21 protein-coding genes, 5 tRNA genes and 1 pseudogene are annotated in these 23,924 nt (G+C 71.8%); 7 read left to right on the top strand and 20 right to left on the bottom strand.

The window, feature by feature from the left end; genetic code table 11:
• Positions 1 to 57: 57 nt before the first annotated feature.
• Together recG and EAO70_RS32425 are read right to left on the bottom strand one after the other, a co-directional pair.
• A complete protein-coding gene (gene recG, locus EAO70_RS32430; RefSeq protein ID WP_148006337.1) occupies positions 58 to 2,259 on the bottom strand; it encodes an ATP-dependent DNA helicase RecG in 2,202 nt (733 codons plus the stop codon).
• Between the two features lie 59 nt (positions 2,260 to 2,318).
• Complete coding sequence (locus EAO70_RS32425) at positions 2,319 to 4,013, bottom strand: DAK2 domain-containing protein (protein ID WP_148006336.1); 1,695 nt, start codon at positions 4,011 to 4,013, stop codon at positions 2,319 to 2,321.
• Positions 4,014 to 4,288: 275 nt separating this feature from the next.
• Between EAO70_RS32425 and rpmB the strand changes: the two genes are divergently transcribed.
• Positions 4,289 to 4,474 carry a 50S ribosomal protein L28 gene (gene rpmB / locus EAO70_RS32420; RefSeq protein ID WP_015036441.1) on the top strand — a complete coding sequence of 62 codons (186 nt, stop codon included), beginning with the start codon at positions 4,289 to 4,291 and terminating at the stop codon, positions 4,472 to 4,474.
• Between the two features lie 127 nt (positions 4,475 to 4,601).
• Here the strand turns inward: rpmB and thiD are convergent, their stop codons facing one another.
• Both thiD and EAO70_RS32410 read right to left on the bottom strand, forming a co-directional pair.
• On the bottom strand, positions 4,602 to 5,414 hold the full coding sequence (gene thiD, locus EAO70_RS32415) for a bifunctional hydroxymethylpyrimidine kinase/phosphomethylpyrimidine kinase (RefSeq protein WP_148006335.1): 813 nt from the start codon (positions 5,412 to 5,414) through the stop codon (positions 4,602 to 4,604).
• Entirely contained in the window at positions 5,411 to 6,373 is a 963-nt protein-coding gene (locus EAO70_RS32410; protein ID WP_148006334.1) for a thiamine-phosphate kinase, read from the bottom strand. Before EAO70_RS32410 ends, thiD begins: the two co-directional genes overlap by 4 nt.
• A 233-nt stretch (positions 6,374 to 6,606) precedes the next feature.
• Between EAO70_RS32410 and EAO70_RS32405 the strand changes: the two genes are divergently transcribed.
• Both EAO70_RS32405 and EAO70_RS32400 read left to right on the top strand, forming a co-directional pair.
• Complete coding sequence (locus tag EAO70_RS32405) at positions 6,607 to 6,840, top strand: Lrp/AsnC family transcriptional regulator (RefSeq protein WP_017947604.1); 234 nt, start codon at positions 6,607 to 6,609, stop codon at positions 6,838 to 6,840.
• A 23-nt stretch (positions 6,841 to 6,863) separates the two neighbouring features.
• The gene (locus EAO70_RS32400) at positions 6,864 to 7,343 is read left to right on the top strand and encodes a DUF3515 domain-containing protein (RefSeq protein ID WP_148006641.1); all 480 of its coding nucleotides are present in this window, start codon (positions 6,864 to 6,866) and stop codon (positions 7,341 to 7,343) included.
• A gap of 32 nt (positions 7,344 to 7,375) precedes the next feature.
• Here the strand turns inward: EAO70_RS32400 and EAO70_RS32395 are convergent.
• The 3 genes and pseudogenes from EAO70_RS32395 to EAO70_RS32385 form a co-directional block, all read right to left on the bottom strand.
• A pseudogene (locus EAO70_RS32395) lies at positions 7,376 to 8,357 on the bottom strand (D-alanine--D-alanine ligase family protein).
• Positions 8,358 to 8,480: 123 nt separating this feature from the next.
• Entirely contained in the window at positions 8,481 to 9,482 is a 1,002-nt protein-coding gene (locus EAO70_RS32390) for an NAD(P)H-dependent glycerol-3-phosphate dehydrogenase (protein ID WP_148006333.1), read from the bottom strand.
• Entirely contained in the window at positions 9,479 to 10,231 is a 753-nt protein-coding gene (locus EAO70_RS32385) for a lysophospholipid acyltransferase family protein (RefSeq protein WP_148006332.1), read from the bottom strand. Before EAO70_RS32385 ends, EAO70_RS32390 begins: the two co-directional genes overlap by 4 nt.
• 127 nt (positions 10,232 to 10,358) lie before the next feature.
• Between EAO70_RS32385 and cofC the strand changes: the two genes are divergently transcribed.
• Together cofC and EAO70_RS32375 are read left to right on the top strand one after the other, a co-directional pair.
• Positions 10,359 to 11,006, top strand: a complete 648-nt coding sequence (gene cofC / locus EAO70_RS32380; RefSeq protein WP_148006331.1) for a 2-phospho-L-lactate guanylyltransferase — start codon at positions 10,359 to 10,361, stop codon at positions 11,004 to 11,006.
• Between the two features lie 10 nt (positions 11,007 to 11,016).
• Positions 11,017 to 11,226: a hypothetical protein gene (locus EAO70_RS32375; protein WP_148006330.1), complete on the top strand. Its 210-nt coding sequence runs from the start codon at positions 11,017 to 11,019 to the stop codon at positions 11,224 to 11,226.
• Positions 11,227 to 11,316: 90 nt separating this feature from the next.
• Here EAO70_RS32375 and EAO70_RS32370 read toward each other — a convergent pair whose 3' ends face one another.
• The 4 genes from EAO70_RS32370 to leuC all read right to left on the bottom strand — a co-directional run bounded on the left by EAO70_RS32370 (position 11,317) and on the right by leuC (position 14,527).
• A complete protein-coding gene (locus tag EAO70_RS32370) occupies positions 11,317 to 12,027 on the bottom strand; it encodes an HU family DNA-binding protein (protein WP_148006329.1) in 711 nt (236 codons plus the stop codon).
• A 143-nt stretch (positions 12,028 to 12,170) separates the two neighbouring features.
• Positions 12,171 to 12,398, bottom strand: coding sequence for a hypothetical protein (locus EAO70_RS32365; RefSeq protein WP_024755921.1), 228 nt, complete (start codon positions 12,396 to 12,398; stop codon positions 12,171 to 12,173).
• Positions 12,399 to 12,502: 104 nt separating this feature from the next.
• Positions 12,503 to 13,096 (bottom strand): 3-isopropylmalate dehydratase small subunit, encoded by a 594-nt coding sequence (leuD, locus tag EAO70_RS32360; protein WP_148006328.1) that lies wholly within the window; start codon positions 13,094 to 13,096, stop codon positions 12,503 to 12,505.
• Between the two features lie 6 nt (positions 13,097 to 13,102).
• Positions 13,103 to 14,527 (bottom strand): 3-isopropylmalate dehydratase large subunit, encoded by a 1,425-nt coding sequence (gene leuC, locus EAO70_RS32355; RefSeq protein WP_148006327.1) that lies wholly within the window; start codon positions 14,525 to 14,527, stop codon positions 13,103 to 13,105.
• 140 nt (positions 14,528 to 14,667) lie between these two features.
• Between leuC and ndgR the strand changes: the two genes are divergently transcribed.
• Positions 14,668 to 15,384, top strand: a complete 717-nt coding sequence (gene ndgR / locus EAO70_RS32350) for an IclR family transcriptional regulator NdgR (protein WP_016432448.1) — start codon at positions 14,668 to 14,670, stop codon at positions 15,382 to 15,384.
• A 125-nt stretch (positions 15,385 to 15,509) separates the two neighbouring features.
• Here the strand turns inward: ndgR and EAO70_RS32345 are convergent.
• The 9 genes from EAO70_RS32345 to EAO70_RS32305 all read right to left on the bottom strand — a co-directional run bounded on the left by EAO70_RS32345 (position 15,510) and on the right by EAO70_RS32305 (position 19,506).
• Positions 15,510 to 15,582: transfer RNA gene (locus EAO70_RS32345), tRNA-Glu, on the bottom strand.
• A 42-nt stretch (positions 15,583 to 15,624) separates the two neighbouring features.
• Positions 15,625 to 15,696, bottom strand: a tRNA-Gln gene (locus EAO70_RS32340).
• A gap of 14 nt (positions 15,697 to 15,710) precedes the next feature.
• A tRNA-Glu gene (locus tag EAO70_RS32335) sits at positions 15,711 to 15,783 on the bottom strand.
• Positions 15,784 to 15,867: 84 nt separating this feature from the next.
• A tRNA-Glu gene (locus tag EAO70_RS32330) sits at positions 15,868 to 15,940 on the bottom strand.
• 42 nt (positions 15,941 to 15,982) lie between these two features.
• Positions 15,983 to 16,054 (bottom strand) — tRNA-Gln (locus tag EAO70_RS32325).
• Positions 16,055 to 16,147: 93 nt separating this feature from the next.
• Positions 16,148 to 16,870 (bottom strand): HAD family hydrolase, encoded by a 723-nt coding sequence (locus tag EAO70_RS32320; RefSeq protein WP_148006326.1) that lies wholly within the window; start codon positions 16,868 to 16,870, stop codon positions 16,148 to 16,150.
• A 26-nt stretch (positions 16,871 to 16,896) separates the two neighbouring features.
• Positions 16,897 to 18,369: a glutamate--tRNA ligase gene (gene gltX, locus EAO70_RS32315; RefSeq protein ID WP_148006325.1), complete on the bottom strand. Its 1,473-nt coding sequence runs from the start codon at positions 18,367 to 18,369 to the stop codon at positions 16,897 to 16,899.
• A complete protein-coding gene (locus EAO70_RS32310) occupies positions 18,362 to 19,165 on the bottom strand; it encodes a fumarylacetoacetate hydrolase family protein (RefSeq protein ID WP_148006324.1) in 804 nt (267 codons plus the stop codon). Before EAO70_RS32310 ends, gltX begins: the two co-directional genes overlap by 8 nt.
• 128 nt (positions 19,166 to 19,293) lie before the next feature.
• The gene (locus EAO70_RS32305; RefSeq protein WP_148006323.1) at positions 19,294 to 19,506 is read right to left on the bottom strand and encodes a hypothetical protein; all 213 of its coding nucleotides are present in this window, start codon (positions 19,504 to 19,506) and stop codon (positions 19,294 to 19,296) included.
• 571 nt (positions 19,507 to 20,077) lie between these two features.
• Between EAO70_RS32305 and EAO70_RS32300 the strand changes: the two genes are divergently transcribed.
• Positions 20,078 to 23,923 carry a nitrate- and nitrite sensing domain-containing protein gene (locus EAO70_RS32300; protein WP_148006322.1) on the top strand — a complete coding sequence of 1,282 codons (3,846 nt, stop codon included), beginning with the start codon at positions 20,078 to 20,080 and terminating at the stop codon, positions 23,921 to 23,923.
• Position 23,924 lies beyond the last annotated feature (1 nt).

Here is a 23,924-nt window from a genome sequence, read left to right as displayed (position 1 = left end):
TCCTGCGTCGTCCAGTGCGTACGTCTCAGGATATGACCGCGGTCCGTCGCCGCGCGGTCAGCCCTTCTCCAGGTACTCCTCGCGGTCCTTGTCGAGCAGGGCGTCGAGGGCGGTGCGCAGCCCGGGGTGGGCGGTGAGGTCCGGGTCGGCGAGGACGACGGCGGTCGCCTCCTCCCGGGCTGCGGCGATGACCTCCTCGTCGTCGATGACGGTGAGCACCCGCAGCGAGGAGCGGACGCCGGACTGGGCCTGGCCGAGGACGTCGCCCTCGCGGCGCTGTTCGAGGTCGATGCGGGAGAGCTCGAAGCCGTCGAGGGTGGCGGCGACGGCGGCGAGGCGCTGCCGGGCGGGGGTGGCCTCGGGCATCTCGCTGACGAGGAGGCAGAGGCCGGGCGCGGAGCCGCGGCCGACGCGGCCGCGGAGCTGGTGGAGCTGGGAGACGCCGAAGCGGTCCGCGTCCATGATCACCATGGCGGTGGCGTTGGGGACGTTGACGCCGACCTCGATGACGGTGGTGGCGACGAGGACGTCGAGCTCGCCGGCGGCGAAGCGGCGCATGACGTCGTCCTTGTCGTCGGGGTGCATCCGGCCGTGCAGGACGGCGATCCGGAGTCCGGCGAGGGGCCCGGCGCCGAGCTTCTCGGCGACGTCGAGGACGGCGAGCGGCGGGCGCTTCTCGGCCTCGTCCGCGGCGGACGCCTTCGCCTTCTTCTTCTGGTCCTCCTCGTCGCCGATGCGGGGGCAGACCACGTACGCCTGGTGTCCCTTGCCGACCTCCTCGCGGACCCGTTCCCAGGCGCGCGCGAGGAAGTGCGGCTTGTCGGCGGCGGGGACGACGTGGGTGGCGATCGGGGAGCGTCCGGCGGGCAGCTGGTCGAGGACGCTGGTCTCCAGGTCGCCGAAGACGGTCATGGCGACCGTGCGCGGGATGGGGGTGGCGGTCATCACCAGGAGGTGCGGGGGCTGCTTGCCCTTGCCGCGCAGGGCGTCGCGCTGCTCGACGCCGAAGCGGTGCTGCTCGTCGACGACGACCAGGCCCAGGTCGTGGAAGCGGACCTTGTCCTCGATCAGGGCGTGGGTGCCGATGACGAGTCCGGCCTCGCCGGTGACCAGGTCGAGCAGGGCCTGCCGGCGGGCGGCGGTGCCCATGGAGCCGGTGAGCAGGACGACCTTGGTGGCCCGTTCGGCGCCGCCGAGCATCCCGCCCTGGGCGAGCTCGCCCATCATCTCGGTGACGGAGCGGTGGTGCTGCTGGGCGAGGACCTCGGTGGGGGCGAGCATGGCGGCCTGTCCGCCGGTGTCGACGACGGCGAGCATGGCGCGCAGCGCGACCAGCGTCTTGCCGCTGCCGACCTCGCCCTGGAGGAGGCGGTGCATGGGGTGTTCGGTGGCCAGGTCGTCGAAGATCTCGCGGGAGACCTTCCGCTGGCCGTCGGTGAGGGTGAAGGGCAGCTTGGCGTCGAAGGCGTCGAGGATGCCCCCGGGGACGGGCCGGCGGGCGGCGGCGGGGAGCTGGGTGTCGGCGTGCCGGCGGCGGGCGAGGGCGACCTGGAGGACGAAGGCCTCGTCCCACTTGAGGCGTTCGCGGGCGACGGCGATGTCGGCCTTGGTGCGGGGCCGGTGGATGAGCCGGAGGGCGTCGGGGAGTTCGGCGAGGCCGCGGCCCTCGCGCAGGGCGTCGGGGAGCGGGTCGACGGCGTCGACGACGCTGGGCAGGACCGCGTCGACGGCCTTGGCGATCTTCCAGGACTCCAGCTTGGTGGTGGCCGGGTAGATCGGGATCTGGGCCCCGGCCCAGACGTCGATCGTGTCGGTGCGCTCCCCGTCCTCGCCGCGGAGGAGTTCGTACGCGGGATGGGCGAGCTGGAGGCGCCGGTTGAAGAGCGAGACCTTGCCGGCGAACATCGCGCGGGTGCCGGGCAGCAGGTCGTGGTGCGGCTTGTGCACGCCCTTGCCGAAGAAGACCAGTTGGAGGCGGCCGCTGCCGTCGGTGATGGTCACTTCGAGGCGCTGGCCGCGTCCCTTGGCGCCGTTGAAGGTGTGCACACGGGCGTCGGCGACCTGGGCGACCACGGTGACGTGCTCGTCGAGCGGCAGGTCGGCGAGGGTCGTCAGCTCCCCCCGCTCGGCGTACCGGCGGGGGTAGTGGTGGAGGAGGTCACCGACCGTGTGCAGGTCGAGCGCCTCGGCCATGACCTTGGCGGTGGCGGGGCCGAGGGACTTCTTGAGTGGTTCGTCGAGCGCGGGCACGCGTTCCATTGCACACCACGGGACCGACAGTCGTCCCGGAGGCCGGGGAGGAGCGCCGGGAAAAGTGGCTATTCCACCCCGATGAGCAGCGGTGGGGCGCCCGCGCCCGCGTGGTACGTGGTGGTGTCGACGGCCAGGTAGCCGCTCCGGACGTGGGCCTCCAGGTCGGGGGCGAGTCCGGGCGGGGTGTCGTCGGCGACGACGAGGGTGACGAGTTCGCCGCCCGCGGAGAGCATCCGGTCGAGGACGGTGCGCGCGGTGTCGGTGAGGTCGGTGCCGATGACGGCGACGTCGCCCTCGATGAGGCCGAGGACGTCGCCGGCCTGGCAGACGCCGGCCGAGGTGAAGGACTGCCGTTCGGCGACGGCGAGTTCGGCGTAGCGGGTGGCGCCGGCGGCGGCGGTCATGGCGACGACGTCCTCGTCGAAGCGGCGGTCGGGTTCGTGGACGGCGAGGGCGGCGATGCCCTGGACGGCGGCCCGGGTGGGGATGAGGGCGACGCGGATGCCCTCGGCCCTGGCGTGTTCGGCGACGGTGGCCGCGGTCTGCCGCAGGTCGGTGTCGTTGGGCAGCAGGACGACCTCGCGCGCGTGGGCCCGCCGGATCGCGTCGAGGAGTTCGTCGCCGGCGGGCGGTTCGCCGGGCCGGGTCCGGACGGTGGTGGCGCCGGCCTCGGCGCAGAGCCCGGCGAGGCCCTCGCCGGGGACGACGGCGACGACGGCGCGCTGAGCGCGTTCGCCGCGCGCCGTGGAGGCCGCGGAGTCGGCGGCGAAATGGGTGATGCGGATGCGGTGGGGCCGTCCGGCCTCGACACCGGCCTCGACGGCGGCGCCCGCGTCGTCGACGTGCACGTGGACGTTCCAAAGCCCGTCGCCGCCGACGACGACGAGGGACTCCCCCAGGGCGTCGAGCCGGGCTCGGAGCAGCTCCACGGCGGTGTCGTCGGCCTCCAGGAGGTAGATCACCTCGTAGGCGGGTCCGCCCTCGGTGGGGCACTCCTCGTGGGGGGCGGGTCCGTGCGCGATGTGGCCAGGAACGCCCACCGGGGCTCCCGGACCGCCCTCGCCGCCACCTCCGGACAGCTCGACGTCCTCGAACGCGCCGGAGTCGTCGACGCGGGCGGCCGGGGCCTGTCCGGTGACGGTCTCGAGGAGGGCGCCGAGGACCGTGACCAGGCCCCGGCCGCCCGCGTCGACGACTCCGGCGCGTTCGAGGACGTCGAGCTGTCCGGAGGTGGCGGCGAGGGCGGTCCGGGAGCCCCGGTGGGCGTTCCTGGCCACATCGATGAGTCCGCCGCCGCCGGCGCAGGCCTCGGCGGCTGCCGTGGCCACGGTGAGGATGGTGCCCTCCACGGGGTGGGCGACGGCCCGGCGGGCGGCGCTCGCGGCCTCGGCGAGGGCACGGGCGAGGTGGTCCCCGTCACCGCCTTCGGCGAGGACGCCCGCCATGCCGCGCAGGAGCTGGGAGAGGATGGTCCCGGAGTTGCCGCGGGCGCCGAGGAGGGCGCCGTGTGCCATGGCCCGTACGGTCTCGGCGGTGTCGGGGGCGGAGGCCGCGAAGACGGCCTCGACGGCCTGGTGGGCGGCTTCCGCGGTCAGGTAGAGGTTGGTGCCGGTGTCCCCGTCCGCCACGGGGTACACGTTGATCGCGTCGATCTCCTCGCGCTCCCGGCCGAGGGCGTCGAGGGAGCGGGCGCACCAGGACCTGACCGCTGCGGCGTCGAGCTGGACGAGCTCCTCGGAGGGCTGACGGGCTCGCGACAACGGGGGGTCCTCCTTCGGCGGTGCGCTCACCGCAGGGTAGACCCGGGGTGTCCCTCCCCCAAGCTCTCGGGCTTCGGTCGGGCAGGGGACCCCCGGTGACCTGGGCCCGGGGCGGGGTCTGCCCCGAGCATGGTAGTTTCGTTCCACCGAGGCAGTCGTTGTATGCTGCTTCGGTTGCCCGGTTCCACACCGGGCCATCCCCCGGCAAGCCACTTCAGACTCCTGATTCCGGTGCGCCGGATTTCACTGTAAATCTGAAGTCTTTGGAGTGACCCGTGGCTGCCAACTGCGACGTCTGCGGCAAGGGGCCGGGCTTCGGCAACAACATTTCGCACTCGCACCGCCGTACGCCTCGTCGCTGGAACCCGAACATCCAGCGTGTGCGTGCCGTGGTCGGTCGGACGCCGAAGCGGCTCAACGTCTGCACCTCGTGCATCAAGGCCGGCAAGGTCTCGCGCTAATTGCGACGCGTGTTCTGTCGTAGCGCAGCCCCTGCGGTTGCCTTGAAAGGCCGGTTCACCCAGGTGAACCGGCCTTTTGCCATGCCCGGGCCCGGGAGGTCCGCCGGTGTGACCACCGGCGGGGTCCTCACTCCCTGAACCGCCAGCCGTGGTCCACCGGCCCGATGCCCTCCCCCAGGGCGAACCCGGCGGCGATGGCCCCGGTCACGTACTCCTTGGCCTCCCGTACCGCCTCAGGCACCGGGAGGCCTTTCGCGAGTCCGGACGCGATCGCCGAGGCCAGGGTGCAGCCCGTCCCGTGCGTGTGCCGGTTGTCGTGGCGCGGGGCGCGCAGCCAGTGCTCCTCGGTTCCGTCGGTGAGCAGGTCGACGGCCTCCCGGCCGGTGGGCAGGTGCCCGCCCTTGATGAGGACCCACTCCGGTCCGTACGACAGGATTCCCTCGGCGGCGTTCCTCATGTCGCTCTCGTGCACGACGTGCACGCCTATGAGCTGCGTCACCTCGTCCAGGTTGGGCGTGGCGACGGTGGCCAGGGGAAGCAGCTTCGTACGGACGGAGTCGAGCGCGCTCGCGGCGAGCAGCGAGTCCCCGTGCTTGGAGACGCCGACCGGGTCGACGACGACCGGGGCGGCGGTGTCCGTGAGCAGCTCGGCGACGGTCTCCACCAGCGCGGCGGAGGCCAGCATCCCGGTCTTGACCGCCTGGACGCCGATGTCGTCGACGACGGCCCGGTACTGGGCGCGCACGGCCTCCACGGGCAGTTCCCAGACCCCCTGGACACCCCGTGAGTTCTGGGCGGTGACGGCGGTGAGCACGCTCATGCCGTGGACGCCGAGCGCGAGCATCGCCTTCAGGTCGGCCTGGATGCCGGCCCCGCCGCCGGAGTCGGATCCGGCGACGGTCAGCACCAGCGGGGGCGCCTGCGCCCCGGGGGGCGTCACTCGGTCTCCCCGAAGTGGTCCCAGCCGCCCACGCTGTGCCAGGGCGCGCCGTCCACGGTGACCTGCGGCAGCGCGGAGGGGTTGAGGACCTCGCCGATGACCTTCCAGCGGGCGGGCAGCTTCACGTCGGGCGGGAAGGTGGCCACGATGGCGTGGTCCTCTCCCCCGGTGAGCACCCACTGCATCGGGTCGACGCCGACGGCCTGGCCGATGTCGTTCATCTGCGTCGGGATGTCGATGAGGCCGGAGCGCAGGTCGATGCGGACGTTGCTGGCCTCGGCGATGTGGCCGAGGTCGGCGATGAGTCCGTCGCTGACGTCGCACATGGCGGTGGCGCCGAGGCCGGCGGCCGCGGGGCCCGCGTGGTACGGCGGTTCGGGCCTGCGGTGGGCCTCGACGAAGGCGCGCGGGGAGCGGAAGCCGCGGGAGAGGACCGCGTACCCGGCGGCGGACCAGCCGAGCCATCCCGTGTAGGCGACGACGTCGCCGGTCTTGGCGCCGCCCCGGGTGACCGGGTCGTGGTTGCGGAGGTCGCCGAGCGCGGTGATGGAGACCATGATCGTGTCGCCGCGGACGACGTCGCCGCCGACCACCGCGGCGCCCGCGACCTGACATTCGTCGCGCAGTCCGTCCATCAGTTCGGTGGGCCAGGTGACGGGCAGCTCGGCCGGGACGACCAGGCCGAGGAGGAGCGCCGTGGGGACCGCGCCCATCGCGGCGATGTCGGCGAGGTTCTGCGCGGCGGCTTTGCGGCCGACGTCGTACGCCGTCGACCAGTCGCGGCGGAAGTGACGTCCTTCGAGCAGGATGTCCGTGCTGGCGACCACGCGCCGGTCGGGTGCGGAGACGACCGCGGCGTCGTCGCCCGGCCCGATCCGTACCGCCGGGGTGGACGTGAGCCGGGACGTGAGCTCCCTGATGAGCCCGAACTCGCCCAGCTCTCCGACTGTGCCCTTCACCGCGCCTCACCTCGTGTCTTCGTGCCGGCCGGCGGGCGGCGGCGCGTCTGCGCGCGCCGCGGGTCGCGGGCCGTCACCGTGCTGGGTACCGTCAAGTAAGCCGTCAACTTCTGTCCTGCGTACGCCACCCCGCGAGCGCCTCGGGAGGCGCGGGTCTCCCCGCGGCCCGCGGCGACGCGGTACCGTGGCGTCCCTTTCTCCCACAAGATCCTCGTGGTCGCCCTGGAGGTTCCGTGGTTCAGGCGTACATCCTCATCCAGACCGAGGTGGGCAAGGCGTCGACCGTCGCCGACACCATCTCCAAGATCCCGGGGGTGATCCAGGCGGAGGACGTCACCGGTCCGTACGACGTGATCGTGCGGGCGCAGGCGGACACGGTCGACGAACTCGGCCGCATGGTGGTCGCCAAGGTCCAGCAAGTGGACGGCATCACGCGCACCCTCACCTGCCCGGTCGTTCATCTGTAGCCCCCGTCTACGCTTGGCCGGTGATGTCTTCCCACCGGCCCTTCGGCCTGCCCGCCGCCGTCACGGCAGCCGTTCTGCTGCTGGCCGCCGCCGGCTGCTCCTCGCCGGACGCCACCGCGTCCGTCGAGGTTCCCCGTCCGCCGGCGGCGGAGGCCGTCTTCTGCCAGGCACTGGCGAAGGAGCTTCCCGACACCGTGGCGGGGCTGGAACGGAGTGACCCGGAGCCCGGCTCCGAGTTGACCGCCGGTTGGGGTGACGGTGCGATCGTACTGCGCTGCGGGGTGCCCCGGCCCGAAAAGATGAGCGATCCCAAGGCGCAGGGCGTCGAGGCGAACGGCGTGAACTGGATGCTGGAGCGTCCCGAGGGCGGCGGGCCCCGTTTCACCTCCACGTACCGGAAGACGTACGTCGAGGTGACGTTCGGCGAGCAGTACACGCACGACATGACGCCGCTCGCGGATCTCGCCGCCCCCGTACGGAAGACCGTGCCGCCCAGCCTCTGAGGGCGGCGGCACGGTCTTCGGGGTCCTCCGGGTCAGCGCAGGCCGGTGGAGCGGCTCAGCGCGGCCTGGATCAGCCGGTCGACGAGCTCGGGGTAGCTCACGCCGCTCTCCTGCCACATGCGCGGGTACATGGAGATCGGCGTGAAGCCCGGCATGGTGTTGATCTCGTTGATGACGAACTCGCCGTCCTCGGTGAGGAAGAAGTCGGCGCGGACCAGGCCCTCGCAGGAGACCGCCTCATAGGCGGCGACGGCGAGGCGCTGGATCTCGGCGGTGGCCTCGTCCCCGATGGGGGCGGGCACGATGCCGGAGGCCGAGTCGATGTACTTGGCCTCGAAGTCGTAGAAGTCGTGGTCCGTGACCGGCGGGATCTCGGCCGGCACGCTGGCGCGCGGCCCGTCCTCGAACTCCAGGACGCCGCACTCGATCTCGCGGCCGCGCAGCAGGGACTCGACGAGGATCTTGGGGTCGTGCCGGCGGGCCTCCTCGATGGCCTCGTCCAGGCCCGAGAGGTCGTCGACCTTGGTGATGCCCATGGAGGAGCCGCCGCGGGTCCTGGCCGACGGCGGAGGCGAGGACGCCCGCGCCGACGTAGGGGACGCCGGAGAGCTCCAGGAGGCCCTGGAGGGTGCCGTCCTCGCCGTACGGGCCGTGGAGCATGGGGAAGACGACGTCGACCTCGCCGAGGGCCCTCGGCACGGCGCCGGGCTCGGTGAGGACGACCTCGCGGTTGGCGGGGTCGACGGAGAGGACGACGCCGCCGTCGGCGGATTCGGCCAGCTCGGCGACGTTCGGCAGGGCGCGGTCGGCGATGGCCATGCGCTCCGGGGCGTCGGCGGTGAGCGCCCAGCGCCCGTCCGTCGTGATGCCGATGGGCAGCACGTCGTACTTGTCCCGGTCGATGGCGCTCAGGACGGCGCCCGCCGTGACGACGGAGATGGCGTGCTCGGAGCTGCGTCCGCCGAAGACGACGGCCACGCGCGGCTTGCGGGGGCTCTGGGTGTTCTCGCTCATATCGCGATGAGCGTACCCTGCGCGTCCCGAACGGCCTTGCGACCCCGCTCCCCTCGCGCGCGTCCGGCCCAGTGCGGGGCGGTGCGGCGGAGGGGGGGCGCGGGGTGGCGCGCGCGGTGGCGGCTACCGGCGCTCGGGCTTCGCGCTGCGGGACATCAGCTCCTTGAGCGCGACGACCGGGGGCTTGCCGTCGTGGACGATCGACACGACCGTCTCGGTGATCGGCATGTCGACGCCGTGGCGGCGCCCCAGGTCGAGCACGGACTCGCAGGACTTGACGCCCTCGGCGGTCTGCTTGGTGGCGGCGATCGTCTCCTGGAGGGTCATCCCGCGGCCGAGGTTGGTGCCGAAGGTGTTGTTCCGGGAGAGCGGCGAGGAGCAGGTGGCGACGAGGTCGCCCAGGCCCGCGAGGCCGGAGAAGGTCAGCGGGTCGGCGCCCATGGCGAGTCCGAGGCGGGTCGTCTCGGCGAGGCCGCGGGTGATGAGCGTGGCCTTGGAGTTGTCGCCGAGGCCCATGCCGTTGGCGATGCCGACGGCGAGGCCGATGACGTTCTTCACGGCCCCGCCGAGCTCGCAGCCCACCACGTCGGTGTTGGTGTACGGGCGGAAGTACGGGGTCATGCAGGCGGCCTGGAGGCGCTGGGCGACCGTCTCGTCGACGCAGGCGGCGACGGCGGCGGCGGGCTGCCGGGCGGCGATCTCCTTGGCCAGGTTGGGCCCGGTGAGGACGGCGACCCGCTCGGCGGGGACGTCCGCGACCTCGGTGATGACCTCGCTCATCCGCTTGGCCGTGCCGAGTTCGACGCCCTTCATGAGGGAGACGAGGACGGTGTCGGGGGCCAGCATCGGCGCCCAGGCGGCGAGGTTGCCGCGGAGGGTCTGGGAGGGGACGACGAGGACGGTGAAGTCGGCGTCGTGGGCCGCCTCGGCCGGGTCGGCGGTGGCCGTGATCGCCGCGGGGAGTTCGACGCCCGGCAGGTAGTCGGGATTGGTCCGGGAGGCGTTGATCTCCTTGGCGAGTTCGGCGCGGCGGCCCCACAGGCTCACCTCGCAGCCCGCGTCGGCGAGCACCATCGCGAACGCGGTGCCCCACGATCCGTTTCCGAAGACTGCTGCCCTGGTCACTTGGTGCCCCCTTCGGCGGCCTTGCGCCGCTGCTCCAGGCGGGCCCGGCGGTGGTCGTACGGTTCGGCGGGCGCCTGCTCGCCGCGGATCTGCTCCAGGAGCGCGGTGATGGCGGCCATGATGACCTCGGTCGCCTCGCGGAGCACCTCGGGCGTGGGCTCGAGTCCGTAGAAGCGGGAGAGGTCGACGGGCGGACCGGCCTGCACCGTCAGGGTCTTGCGGGGGAACAGGCTGAGCTTGTTCTCCTTGGCGTACGGCGGCATCGCCAGGTTGGCGCCCCACTGGGCCACCGGGACGACGGGGGCCCGGGTGAGCAGCGCGACGCGCGCGGCTCCCGTCTTGCCCGCCATGGGCCACATGTCGGGGTCCCGGGTGAGGGTGCCCTCGGGGTAGAAGGCGACGCACTCGCCGCGCTCGATGGCGGCGACGGCGGCGCGGAACGCGTCGAGCGCGTTCGTCGTCTCGCGGTAGACGGGGATCTGGCCGGTGCCGCGCAGCATCATCCCGACGAAGGGGGTCCTGAAGAGACCCGCCTTGGCGAGGAGGCGCGGGACCCGACCGGTGTTGTACTGGTAGTGCGCGTACGACAGCGGGTCCAGGTAGGAGTTGTGGTTGACCGCGGTGATGAATCCGCCGTCGGCCGGAATGTGCTCCATGCCGCGCCAGTCCCGCTTGAACAGAACCACCAGGGGGGGTTTGGCGATGACCGCCGCGAGGCGGTACCAGAAGCCGATTCTGCGGCGGGGCACGCGTACACCTTTCTCCGGGACAGCCTGGCAGGGGGTCAAGTGTCGCCCCGTGCTCCTGCTCTGTCGAGTGACACCGTACGCCCCGGGCCCTGCTGGGGACCGCGTGGGCGGGACAGAATGGGCCGCGATGAACACGCATGCGGACGACGGCTGGTCCCTGGTCGTACCCCTGAAGCCCCTCGCCCTGGCGAAGAGCAGGCTGGCCGCGGCGGCCGGGTCCCGGCTCCGCCCACGGCTGGCGCTGGCCTTCGCCGAGGACACCGTGGGGGCGGTGCTGGTCTGCCCGCGGGTACGGGATGTGGTCGTCGTCACGGACGATCCGGCGGCCGGCGCGGCACTCGCGGCCCTGGGCGCGCGGATCGTGCCGGACGCCCCGGCGGCGGGGCTCAACGCGGCGCTCGCGCACGGGGTCCGCGCGGTGCGGTCGCGGCGGCCGCGCGCCCGGGTGGCGGCGCTGAACGCGGACCTGCCGGCGCTCCGGCCCGAGGAGCTGACCCGGGTCCTGGAGGTGGCCGGTAATTTTCCCAGGGCTTTTCTCGCGGATGCCGCCGAAATAGGTACGACATTCCTCTCGGCGGGTCCGGGGGTGGAATTGGAACCGGCATTCGGAGGTGCGTCGCGGCTTCGGCATTTGTCTTCGGGCGCGGTGGAAATCCTGCTCGCGGGGGTGGATTCGGTGCGCCGGGACGTCGACACCGGTGAGGATCTGGCGGCGGCCGGGGCGCTGGGGCTCGGCCCGCGGACGGCGGCCCGGTGGCTGCCGGCGGCCGGATAGGCTGCGGTTCATGCAGGCGACCGCGTTCACGTACGACTCCGAGACCCGCAGCGGCAGTGTGCTGCTCGACGACGGCACCCCCGTGGAGTTCGGGGCGGCGGCCTTCGAGGCGGGCGGGCTGCGGATGCTGCGGCCGGGGCAGCGGGTCCGGATCGAGGCGGAGCCGGGCACCTCGGGGGCCGGCCTGCGGATCACCCTGGTGACGCTCCAGACGTTCTGACGCGCCCGGTCCCCCGCGTCGGGGCACCGGACGCGCCGCGGGCCGGGCTCCCTGGGGGGAGCCCGGCCCGGCGGGTGTCTACCGCTCGTCCTACTTCTTGGCGGCGGTCTTCTTGGCGGTCGTCTTGCGCGCCGTCGTCTTCTTGGCCGGCGCCTTCGTCGCCGTGGCCTTCTTGGCGGCGGGCGCGGTCTTCTTGACGGTGGCCTTGGTCGCCTTCTTGGCGGCGGCCGTGGTGGTCTTCTTGGCGGCGGCGGAGGTCTTCTTCGCGGCGGCCGTGGTGGCCTTCTTCGCCGGCGTCGCCTTCTTGGCGGCCGCGGTGGTCTTCTTCGCGGCGGCCGAGGTGGTCTTCTTGGCGGCGGCCGTGGTGGCCTTCTTCGCCGGGGTCGCCTTCTTGGCGGCGGCGGTGGTCTTCTTCGCGGCGGTCGCCCTCTTGGCGGCGGCCTTCTTCACCGTGGCGGAGGCGCCGCCGGTCAGGCTGCCCTTGGGCGCCTTCTTGACGGAGACCTCGCCGCCCTTGGGGAGCTTCTTCGAGCCGCTGACCAGGTCCTTGAAGCCCTGACCGGCACGGAAGCGCGGGACCGAGGTCTTCTTGACCCGCACCCGCTCACCCGTCTGCGGGTTGCGGGCGTAGCGGGCCGGACGGTCGACCTTCTCGAACGAGCCGAAACCCGTCACCGAGACCCGGTCGCCCCCGACCACGGCACGCACGATGGCGTCGAGCACGTGGTCGACGGCTTCGGCGGCCTGCTGGCGACCGCCCATCTTGTCGGCAATCGCTTCTACGAGCTGCGCCTTGTTCACGTCTTCCCCTTCGGAGACATTGCCAGAACGAAAGTGTTCAAGCTTTTTCGCACGTTAGGCATGTATATACCGCAAATCAAACACGAAACGGGCTAATCACCCTAGTGCCGCAACGCGGTAGATCCGCTGCGGAGTTCCTGGTGTCAGTCGTCCTCTGGGAATCGGCCCTCGTCGAGGTCCTTCATCAACCGGTCCAGACGCGCTGCCGCGTCCTTGAGATCGTGCTTCGCCGCGGCCGTCACGACCAGCAGCTTCCGGGACAGCGCCATCCTTACGCCCTCCGGGACTTGCAGTGAGCGCACTCTTGTGTGCGCTTCCTTCAATCGGGCGGCGACTGACTCGTAGAGCTCGAGTTGGCTGTCGCGTTCCATGCACCGATTGTGCCATCTAGGGCGAGTTGTCGCCCGACAGGGTCTCAACAAGCGACTGCGCCCCCCACCGGGCGGTGGGGGGCGCAGTCGTGGAAAAGCGCTGCTCAGACCGTAATTGTACGGGGCTTGTGGGCCGGTCGGGACGCCTCGAAGGCCGCGATGTCGGCTTCGTTCTGAAGGGTGAGGCTGATGTCGTCGAGACCGTTCAGGAGCCGCCAGCGGGCGTTCTCGTCGAGCTCGAAGTCGGCGTCGATCCCGTCGGCCAGGACCTTGCGGCGCTCCAGGTCGACGGTGACCTCTGCGGTCGGGTCGGCCTCGGTCAGCTCCCAGAGCGCGTCGACCGTCTCCTGCGGGAGGACCACGGTCAGCAGTCCGTTCTTCAGCGAGTTGCCGCGGAAGATGTCGGCGAAGCGGGCGGAGATCACCGTCTGGAAGCCGTAGTTCTGGAGCGCCCAGACGGCGTGCTCGCGGGAGGAGCCGGTGCCGAAGTCGGGGCCGGCGACCAGGACCGAGGCGCCCTGCCGCTCCGGGCGGTTGAGGACGAACTCCTCGTCCTTGCGCCAGGCCTCGAAGAGGCCGTCCTCGAAGCCGTCGCGGGTGACCTTCTTGAGCCAGTGGGCCGGGATGATCTGGTCGGTGTCGACGTTGCTGCGGCGCAGCGGGACGGCCCGGCCGGTGTGCGTGGTGAAAGCTTCCATGGTTCCTCAGACCCCCGCGGTGGTGGCGACGTCGGACAGATCGGCCGGGGAGGCCAGATGGCCCAGGACGGCGGTGGCGGCGGCGACCTGGGGCGAGACCAGGTGGGTCCGGCCGCCCTTGCCCTGCCGGCCCTCGAAGTTGCGGTTCGAGGTGGACGCGGAGCGCTCACCGGGAGCCAGTTGGTCGGGGTTCATGCCCAGGCACATCGAGCAGCCCGCGTGCCGCCATTCGGCGCCGGACTCCTTGAAGACCTTGTCCAGGCCCTCCTCGACGGCCTGCAGGGCCACCCGCACCGAGCCGGGGACGACCAGCATGCGGACGCCGTCGGCGACCTTGCGGCCGTCCAGCAGGGCGGCGGCGTTGCGCAGGTCCTCGATGCGGCCGTTGGTGCAGGAGCCTACGAAGACGGTGTCGACCCGGATGTCGCGCAGCGGCTGTCCGGCGGTCAACCCCATGTACTCCAGGGCCTTTTCCGCGGCCAGGCGCTCCGAGGCGTCTTCGTACGAAGCCGGGTCGGGGACGTTCGCCGAAAGCGGCGCGCCCTGGCCCGGGTTGGTTCCCCAGGTGACGAACGGCGCCAGGGAGGCGGCGTCGATGACGACCTCGGCGTCGAAGACCGCGTCCTCGTCGGACCGCAGGGTCTCCCAGTACGCGACGGCGGCGTCCCAGTCCTCGCCCTCGGGGGCGTGGGCGCGGCCCTTCAGATACGCGAAGGTGGTCTCGTCCGGGGCGATCATGCCCGCGCGGGCGCCGGCCTCGATCGACATGTTGCAGATGGTCATCCGGGCCTCCATCGAGAGCTTCTCGATGGCGGAGCCGCGGTACTCCAGGATGTAGCCCTGGCCGCCACCCGTGCCGATCCGGGCGATGATCGCCAGGATCAGGTCCTTGGCGGTGACGTCCTCGGGCAGCTCGCCGTCGACCGTGATGGCCATGGTCCGGGGGCGGGCCAGCGGCAGCGTCTGGGTGGCGAGCACGTGCTCGACCTGGCTGGTGCCGATGCCGAACGCCAGCGCGCCGAAGGCGCCGTGCGTGGAGGTGTGCGAGTCGCCGCAGACGACGGTGGTGCCCGGCTGGGTCAGGCCGAGCTGCGGTCCCACCACGTGGACGACGCCCTGCTCGACGTCGCCCAGCGGGTGCAGCCGGACGCCGAACTCGGCACAGTTCTTCCGGAGGGTCTCCAGCTGCGCGCGGGAGACGGGGTCGGCGATCGGCTTGTCGATGTCGAGGGTCGGGGTGTTGTGGTCCTCGGTGGCGATGGTGAGGTCGAGGCGCCGCACCTGCCGGCCGTTCTGGCGCAGACCGTCGAAGGCCTGGGGGCTGGTCACCTCGTGCAGCAGGTGCAGATCGATGAAGAGGAGGTCGGGCTCGCCCTCGGCGCGCCGGACGACGTGGTCGTCCCAGACCTTCTCCGCGAGTGTCCTACCCATCGCTTTCCCTCCGGCCGACGTCTACGCCGGCACAACTAGAGACCCGTTTCGCGGGCCGTTGTGCGGCCGCCTCACCAGAGTGACAAGTTCCGCTGGAAATTGAACTTGCGTTTCACAGAGTGAGACGCGAATATCGTTGCATGGACAACTCTAGCGGCGTAGGCGTTCTCGACAAGGCAGCCCTTGTCCTGAGCGCCCTGGAGTCCGGTCCGGCCACCCTCGCAGGACTGGTCGCGGCGACGGGACTCGCACGACCCACGGCCCATCGACTGGCCGTGGCACTGGAACACCACCGGATGGTGGCGCGTGACATGCAGGGCCGGTTCATCCTCGGACCGCGCCTGTCGGAGCTCGCCGCCGCGGCCGGCGAGGACCGGCTGCTCGCGACCGCGGGCCCGGTGCTGACGCATCTGCGCGACGTCACCGGCGAGAGCGCCCAGCTCTACCGCCGGCAGGGCGACATGCGCATCTGCGTGGCGGCGGCCGAGCGGCTCTCGGGCCTGCGGGACACCGTCCCGGTCGGCTCGACGCTGACGATGAAGGCGGGCTCCTCGGCGCAGATCCTGATGGCCTGGGAGGAGCCCGAGCGGCTCCACCGCGGCCTCCAGGGCGCCCGCTTCACGGCGACGGCCCTCTCGGGCGTACGGCGCCGCGGCTGGGCCCAGTCGATCGGCGAGCGGGAGCCGGGCGTCGCGTCCGTCTCCGCGCCCGTCCGCGGCCCGTCGAACCGCGTGGTGGCCGCCGTGTCGGTCTCCGGCCCGATCGAGCGCCTGACGCGCCACCCGGGCCGTATGCACGCCCAGGCGGTCATCGACGCCGCGGCCCGTCTCTCCGAGGCGCTCCGCCGCACCGGCTGACCTCCCGCCGTATCCCGTTCGTCCCGGCCCACCGCTTCAACGCCGCAGCGGTGGGCCGGAGTTGTGGGTACGGCGGGCAAAAAGCGAGGAAGCCCTCCCCCGAAGGGAAGGGCTTCCTCTGTCTGTACCCCCGACCGGATTCGAACCGGCGCTACCGCCTTGAGAGGGCGGCGTGCTAGGCCGCTACACAACGGGGGCCCTAGCGGATCGGATCCGCGGGTGCAGATAAAACTCTGCGAGCTGGCCTACCTGGACTCGAACCAAGAATGACGGTACCAGAAACCGTAGTGTTGCCAATTACACCATAGGCCATGGTGGTTACACCGTACCCCCGACCGGATTCGAACCGGCGCTACCGCCTTGAGAGGGCGGCGTGCTAGGCCGCTACACAACGGGGGCCCTAGCGATCCCACCCGGCCGGAACCGGGTGATGTCACCGTAGATCGACCGGGAGCTACCCAAGTGACCTACAGGATGGATCAGTACCCCCGACCGGATTCGAACCGGCGCTACCGCCTTGAGAGGGCGGCGTGCTAGGCCGCTACACAACGGGGGCTTCGTGGATGCCATCCACAGGTTGCAGATAAAGCTCTGCGAGCTGGCCTACCTGGACTCGAACCAAGACTAACGGAACCAGAAACCGTCGTGCTGCCAATTACACCATAGGCCACCGGGGCAATGTCCCCACCAGGGAGGATCTTGCTCGGCTTGCGCTTTCCGGGTTCTTGCCTTTCGGCTTGTTCCCCTCGGCGCAGGAAGAACATTACCCGAAGGTGGACGGTGCTCCAAAACGGGTTGGGCCCCCGAGCAGGGCCGGAAGCTCGCGGAGGCTCGTGATCCGCTTCAGTTCGGGGCGGCCGCCGGTGTCCGCCCGGTCCAGCCAGATGCCCCGCAGACCCGCCTCCACGGCTCCCCTGGCGTCGATGTCGGGCTGGTCCCCCACGTACGCCACCTCGCTCGGGTGCAGGTCAAGGGCGGTGCAGGCGGCGAGGAAGGCCTCCGGGGCCGGCTTGGCCACCCCGAGCTCGGCCGCGCAGAGGACGGTCTCGAAGCGGTCCCGTACGCCGAGGACCCGCAGCTTCCGGTCCTGGTTGTGCAGGCTGGAGTTGGACAGGATCCCGTGACGATAGTCATCGGCCAGCAGGTCCAGGACGGGCAGCGCGTCGGGGAAGAGTTCCCAGGCCGCCTCGTAGTGGGAGACGTACCGCTCGAACCAGCCGTCGGCCTCCGCCGCGGTCAGCCCCGGCAGCGCCAGGAAGTCCCGGACGCGGTCGCGCCGCTGCTCCTGGAAGTCGACCCCGCCGGCCTCGAAGCGGCGCCAGTGGAGCGTGGTCAGCTCCCGCCAACGACCGAGGGCCTGGTCGACGGAGGCGTATCCGTCCACCAGGCCCTCGGCCGTCAGGTGCGCGCTCATGCCGGTGTGGTCGGCACGGGCGTAGTCGAAGATGGTGTCGTCGACGTCCCACAGCACCGCGCGGATGGTCATGGACCGACCGTACCGCGCGGCAGGGGTCAGGCGGCGAGCTTCGCCAGGGCCGCGTCGATGCGGGCCAGGGTCTTCTCCCTGCCCAGGATCTCCAGGGACTCGAAGAGGGGCAGGCCGACCGTGCGGCCGGTGACGGCGACGCGGACCGGGGCCTGGGCCTTGCCGAGCTTCAGGCCGTGGGCCTCACCGGCGGCCAGCACGGCGTTCTTGAGGGACTCGGGGTCGCTCCAGTCGGCGCCGTCCAGCTTCTCCCGGGCGGTGGTGAGGAGGGCCGCGGGCTCGCCCTTCATCGCCTTGTCCCACGAGGGCTGGTCGAAGACCGGCTCCGGCAGGAAGAGGAAGTCCACGTTGGCCGTGATGTCCGAGAGGACGGTGACGCGGGTCTGGGCGTGCGGCGCGATGGCCTCCCAGGCGGTCCGGTCGAAGTCCTCGGCGGCCCAGTTGGCGAAGGGGGCCCGCAGCCAGGGCTCGCAGGCCTCGGCGAACGCCTTCACGTCCAGCATGCGGATGTGGTCGGCGTTGATCGACTCGGCCTTCTTGAGGTCGAAGCGCGCCGGGTTGGCGTTCACGTCGGCGATGTCGAACGCCGCCACCATCTCGGGGATGGTGAAGATGTCCTGGTCGGCCGAGAAGGACCAACCGAGGAGCGACAGGTAGTTCAGCAGGCCCTCGGGGAGGAAGCCGCGCTCGCGGTAGAGGTTGAGGGAGGCCTCCGGGTCGCGCTTCGAGAGCTTCTTGTTGCCCTCGCCCATGACGTACGGCAGGTGGCCGAAGGAGGGGATCTCCTTGGCGACGCCCAGCTCGATCAGGGCCTTGTAGAGGGCGACCTGGCGGGGGGTGGAGGAGAGCAGGTCCTCACCGCGCAGGACGTGGGTGATCTCCATCAGGGCGTCGTCGACCGGGTTGACCAGGGTGTACAGCGGGGCGCCGTTGGCCCGGAGGATGCCGTAGTCCGGCACGTTCTCCGGGGTGAAGGTGAGCTCGCCGCGGACCAGGTCGGTGAAGGTGATGGGCTCGTCGGGCATCCGGAAGCGGACGATCGACGCGCGGCCCTCGGCCTCGTACGCCGCCTTCTGCTCCTCGGTGAGGTCACGGCAGTGGCCGTCGTAGCCGGAGGGGCGGCCGGCGGCGCGGGCGGCGGCGCGGCGCTCGTCGAGCTCCTCGGTGGTGCAGTAGCAGGGGTACGCGTACCCGCCGGCGAGCAGCTTGTCGGCGACGTCCTTGTAGAGGTCCATCCGCTGCGACTGGCGGTACGGCGCGTGCGGGCCGCCGACCTCCGGGCCCTCGTCCCAGTCGAGGCCGAGCCACTTCAGGGAGTCGAGCAGCTGCTCGTACGACTCCTCGGAGTCGCGGGCGGCGTCGGTGTCCTCGATGCGGAAGACCATGGTGCCCTCGTTGTGCCGGGCGAAGGCCCAGTTGAAGAGAGCGGTGCGGACCAGACCCACGTGGGGGTTGCCGGTCGGCGAGGGACAGAAACGGACGCGGATCGCGTTAGCCACGCTTGATCACCTTATTGGTGAGAGTGCCGATGCCTTCGATGGTGACGGCGACCTCGTCGCCGACGTTGAGGGGGCCGACCCCGGCGGGGGTGCCGGTGAGGATGACGTCTCCGGGGAGCAGCGTCATGGCCTCGGTGATGTGGACGACCAGGTCCTCGATGGAGCGGATCATGTCGCTCGTCCGACCCAGCTGGCGCTGTTCGCCGTTGACCGTGGCCTGGACGGTCAGGTCGCCGGCCTGCGCGAGGCTCAGGCCGGTCTCCACCCAGGGGCCCAGCGGGCAGGAGGTGTCGAAGCCCTTGGCGCGGGCCCACTGCTTCTCGCGGCGCTGGGCGTCGCGGGCGGTGACGTCGTTGGCGCAGGTGAAGCCGAAGACGACGTCCTTCACGCGCTCGCGGGGCACCTCGCGGCACATGCGGCCGATGACCACGGCCAGTTCGGCCTCGTGGTGCAGCTCGCTGGAGAAGGAGGGGTACTCGATGGCGTCGCCGGGGCCGATCACCGAGGTGGTGGGCTTGAAGAAGGCGACGGGGACGTCGGGGACCTCGTTGCCGAGTTCGGCGGCGTGCTCCGCGTAGTTGCGGCCGATGGCCACGACCTTGTTGGGGAGCACGGGCGGCAGGAGCCGTACCTTGCTCAGCGGGACCTTGGTGCCGCTGAGCTCGAAGTCGGTGTACGGGATGCCCTTGATGATGTCGAGGACGAGGCCGCCGGACGAGGCGGACTCGGCGGGGTCCTCGCCCTCGACGGCGCCGAAGGCCACATTGCCGTCGATGGAGAATCTGGCGATGCGCACGAGTGCTGTCGCCCCTCACTTGGTGCTGGCTGGAGTCTGACGCTCCAGGCTAACGCGGCGCGGGGCGGCCGACCGGCGATGTCACCGGCGCCGTGACAAGGATGACGCGGGCGGGCCCGGGAGTGGCGTCAGCGGGTCGCGGCGGCGTACGGCTGCGGCTGGTAGGGCGCCGGGGGCTGCATGAGGACGGTGCGGCGCGGGTTGGCCGTCTTCGCCGGCAGTTCGGCCGCGTACTCGGGGAGGGCGACCCGGCCGAGCTCTGCGGCGTCCGAGAGGTGGACGAGGGTGGAACGGCGGGGGTTGGCCGTGCTGCCGGGCGTCGTCGTCTGCGTCGTCTTCATCGCGGTGATCTGACCTTGTTCCGAAACGGGCGCCGCGTTCGGGCGCGAAGGGGTGTAAAGCGTCAGGCTAAACATGCGATTCCCTTCGAATGCATGGCTAAGACATCGATCATCGTGTGAGTTTGCTCACCAACGATGACATAATCCGGGCATTACGGACCGTCGCCTGTCGCCACGGAAAGGGACATTACGCCACTGAATGCAGCATTCCGCTCCTGATCATGGCGACTGGGACACACAGGTACGCGCGGCCATTGGGGAGGAATAGTCCGAATCCTCCGTGATCATCTTCTACATCGGGTGACGCCGTGCGCACAGGTTGTCATGACCCGCCCGGCGCGACACGCGGCCCTTGTTGGAGGTCCGCCACTGTGCTGGAATTCCACGCACCGCCGCGGGATTCAAACCGGCACGCAGGGGGCGCAACGCAGCGCCGGCCCAGGGGCGGAGAAGGGGGAACTGCGCCGGTCACCGACGACCACCTGGGGTGCCCTCCACGCACCCCGATTGACACCGACACCGTCCTCTCCGTTCATCCGGAAGGACGCCTGGTCCAGAGGTTGCGACGCTAGTGCAGGGACGTTTCAAGAGGGATGGCTCGGGGTCTCCCCAGGCCCGTCAGGGCCGAGCGGATGCTCCGGCGGAGCAGGAACCGCGTGCCGGGACCGACCGCGGTCCCTCGGCCCCGCACACCCCGAACCAGGGTCAGGGCCCGTCCGGCGACGCCGGTGACGGCGGCAGGCGCACGAGCGCCGCGGCCGGCTCCGCCGAGCCGACCGACACACCCCCCAAGGCCCGGGCCGAGAACGAGGTCGGACCTCGAATAGCCCTGCGCAACTGGCGCATCTCCACGCGCCTGGTCGCGCTCCTCACCCTCCCCGTGGTCGCCGCGACCACCCTGGGCGGCATCCGCATCAGCGAGTCGCTCCAGGACATGGAGCAGCTCGACCACATGCAGCTGCTCACCAAGCTGACCCGCGAGGCCACCGACCTCGCGCAGGCCCTCCAGTCCGAGCGGGACCTCTCCGCGGGGCCCCTCTCCAACGCCCGCCCGGTCAGCGACTACCAGGTCGCCAACCCGCGCCGGAAGACGGACCTCGAGTACAAGGCATTCCTCCAGGCCACGGAGGCCATCCCGGCCACCGAGGGCGACGAGGCGCTGCGCAGCATCCGGCAGAACGTCAACCAGATCGCCTCGCAGGTCAGCGGTCTGCACACGATCCGGAGCAACGCGTACGAGGAAGGCGTCTCCCACTCGGTGACGGTCGAGGCGTACAGCCGTCTCATCCGCTCCCTGCTCAGCCTGTCCCAGGACATGGCCCAGGCGACCAGCAACCCCGAGATGATCAAGCGGACCCGCGCGCTCGCCGCGTTCTCGTCCGCCAAGGAGTACGCCTCCATCCAGCAGGCGATCATCGCCTCCGCGCTGCCGCCGAGCGACCGGACCAAGGGCAAGATCCAGCAGGGTGACCGCCTCTACGCCGAGGCCGCGCTCAACTCCGAGGGCCGTGAACTCCAGTCCTTCCAGGCGATCTACGAGTCGACCGGCGGCGACGCCACCGAGCGGCTCGCCTCCCTGAACAGCGGCAACCCCTCGATCACCGCCGCCGAGAAGTACGCCGAGCGCGTCCTCAACATGGACGGCGCCATGGAGCGGTCCACCACCCCGCGCGGCCACCTCAACTTCACCGACGAGTACGGCACCAAGATCGCCACCATGAACCGCATCGAGCGCGGTCTGCTCGGCGACATGGAGAGCCTGGCCCGTGAACTCCGCCAGGAGTCGCAGCGGGACGCCATCGTCAACGGTGCGCTGATCCTCCTCGTCCTCGGCGTCTCCCTCATCGGCGCCTTCGTCGTGGCCCGGTCCATGATCCGCTCGCTGCGCCGACTCCAGGACACCGCGACCAAGGTCGCCCAGGAACGCCTGCCCGAGCTCGTCAAGCAGCTCTCCGAGTCCGACCCGCAGGACGTCGACACCTCCGTCGAGTCCGTCGGTGTGCACTCCCGGGACGAGATCGGCCAGGTGGCCGCGGCCTTCGACGACGTGCACCGCGAGGCCGTCCGACTCGCCGCCGAGCAGGCCCTCCTCCGGGGCAACGTCAACGCGATGTTCACCAACCTCTCGCGCCGTTCCCAGGGCCTCATCCAGCGACAGCTCTCGCTCATCTCCGAGCTGGAGTCGCGCGAGGCCGACCCGGACCAGCTGTCCTCGCTCTTCAAGCTCGACCACCTCGCGACGCGTATGCGCCGTAACGGTGAGAACCTCCTCGTCCTCGCCGGTGAGGAGCCGGGCCGTCGCTGGACCCGCCCGGTCCCGCTGGTCGACGTCCTCCGTGCCGCCGCCTCCGAGGTGGAGCAGTACGAGCGCATCGAACTCGCCTCGGTCCCCGCGACCGAGGTCGCCGGCCGGGTCGTCAACGACCTCGTCCACCTCCTCGCCGAGCTGCTGGAGAACGCCACCTCGTTCTCCTCGCCGCAGACCAAGGTCCGGGTCACCGGCCACGCGCTGCCCGACGGCCGCGTCCTCGTCGAGATCCACGACACCGGCATCGGCCTCTCCCCCGAGGACCTCGCCGCGATCAACGAGCGGCTCGCCTCGCCGCCCACCGTGGACGTCTCCGTCTCCCGCCGCATGGGCCTCTTCGTGGTCGGCCGCCTGTCCCTGCGACACGGCATCCGCATCCAGCTGCGCCCCTCGGACTCGGGCGGCACCACCGCGCTCGTCATGCTGCCGGTCGACGTCGCCCAGGGCGGCAAGAAGCCGATGCCCAAGCAGGGTGCCGGCGGCCAGGGCGCGATGCCGCCCGGCGCCACCGCCCCCGGCGGTCGGCTTCCCGCCGGTCCCGGCGCGGCCGGCGGCCCCGGCGGACGCCCGGGCCAGGGCGGTCCGCCGTCCTCGGCGGCCGGCCGGCTCGGCACCGGTGCGCCGCGCGGCCAGGTCGGTACGGGCGGTCCCCGCCCCGCGCTGCCCGCCCGCGACGGTGCCCCGCTCGGCGGCGGCCCGCAGGGCGCCCCGCAGTCCCCGCAGCCGCAGAACGCCTCGCTCGACCGGACCGGTCAGCTGCCGCAGGTCCCCCAGAACCCGCAGGGCCCGCAGGCCCCGCAGGGCGGCGACCCGCTCCGTCCGGGCCCCGGCGGCGGTGGTCTCATCGGCGGCGCCGCGAGCGCCATCCCGTCCCGTACGGACGTCTGGGGCAGCCGCTCCGGCCCGCAGGCCGGACCCGGCGCTCCGCAGGCACAGGGCCCCGCCCAGGGCGGCCAGCCGACCGGCGGATACGAGTTCCCGCGCGCCGAACTGCCGGGGGGCACCCCCCAGCAGCAGCGGCCGCAGGCGGCGAGCTGGGGCAACGACCAGGCCCAGCAGCCGGTCCGCCGCCCGCAGCAGGAGATGAGCCCGCTCGACGCGCCGCGCGGTCACGAGGACCCGGAGACGACCGGTTCGTTCCCGGCTCCCCAGGGCCCCGGTTCCACCGGCCAGTTCCCGCGTCCCGACTTCGGCGCGCCGCAGCAGCAGGGCCGCCCCCAGGCCCCGCAGCAGCAGGTGCCGCAACAGCAGCCGCAGGCGTACCAGGGCGGCGCGCAGGACCCGGCGTCCACCGCGCAGTTCCCGCGCCCCGACTTCGGCGCGCCGCAGGGCCCCGGCTCCACCGGCCAGTTCGCCCGGCCCGACTTCGGCGGCCCCCAGCAGACCCCGCAGCAGGCCCCCCAGCAGCAGGGCTACCAGGGCGGCCAGCAGCAGCAGTTCGGCCGGCAGCCGTACGTCCCGCAGGCACAGCAGCAGGCACCCCAGGCCGGCCAGGCGCCCGCGCCGCGCCAGCGGACCGGCGGCGACTTCGGCGCCCCGCGCCCGGAGCCGGTCCAGCCGCAGGGCCGGCAGCCCCAGGGCCAGCCGCAGCTCCAGCAGCCGCGCCGTCCGGAGGCCCTGCCGCCGGCGGGTACCGGTGACGGCCGTACGCCGCTGTACGACACGCTGGAGACCAACTGGTTCCAGCAGGAGCAGGCCCAGCAGCAGGCTCAGGCACAGCAGCAGGCCCAGCAGCAGCAGGCGCAGGCCCCGGCCGCGCCGCAGCAGCCCTCCGCTCCGGCACAGCGTCCGGCCGGTGACCAGAACGGCGGGGCCGCCTGGCGGACCTCGCCCAACGACGAGCTGGTGCGCCAGGCCGAGCGGGTCCGCAAGCCCGCGGCCGGCGGCGTCACCACCTCCGGCCTCCCCCGGCGCGTGCCGAAGGCCAACCTCGTACCCGGGACCGCACAGGAGCAGGCCCACACGGCCGGCCCCCAGGTCTCGCGTGCACCCGACGACGTCCGCGGCCGGCTGACCAATCTGCGCCGCGGCATCCAGCAGGGCCGGCAGGCGGGCAACTCGACCACGGGTAGCATCCACCTCGGTCCGAACCATCAGCAGGAGCGTTAGT

Source organism: Streptomyces sp. adm13(2018) (assembly GCF_008042145.1).
Lineage (GTDB): Bacteria > Actinomycetota > Actinomycetes > Streptomycetales > Streptomycetaceae > Streptomyces.
The sequence above is the reverse complement of the archived record's forward strand: the minus strand, read 5'-3'. Positions and strand labels throughout refer to the sequence as shown.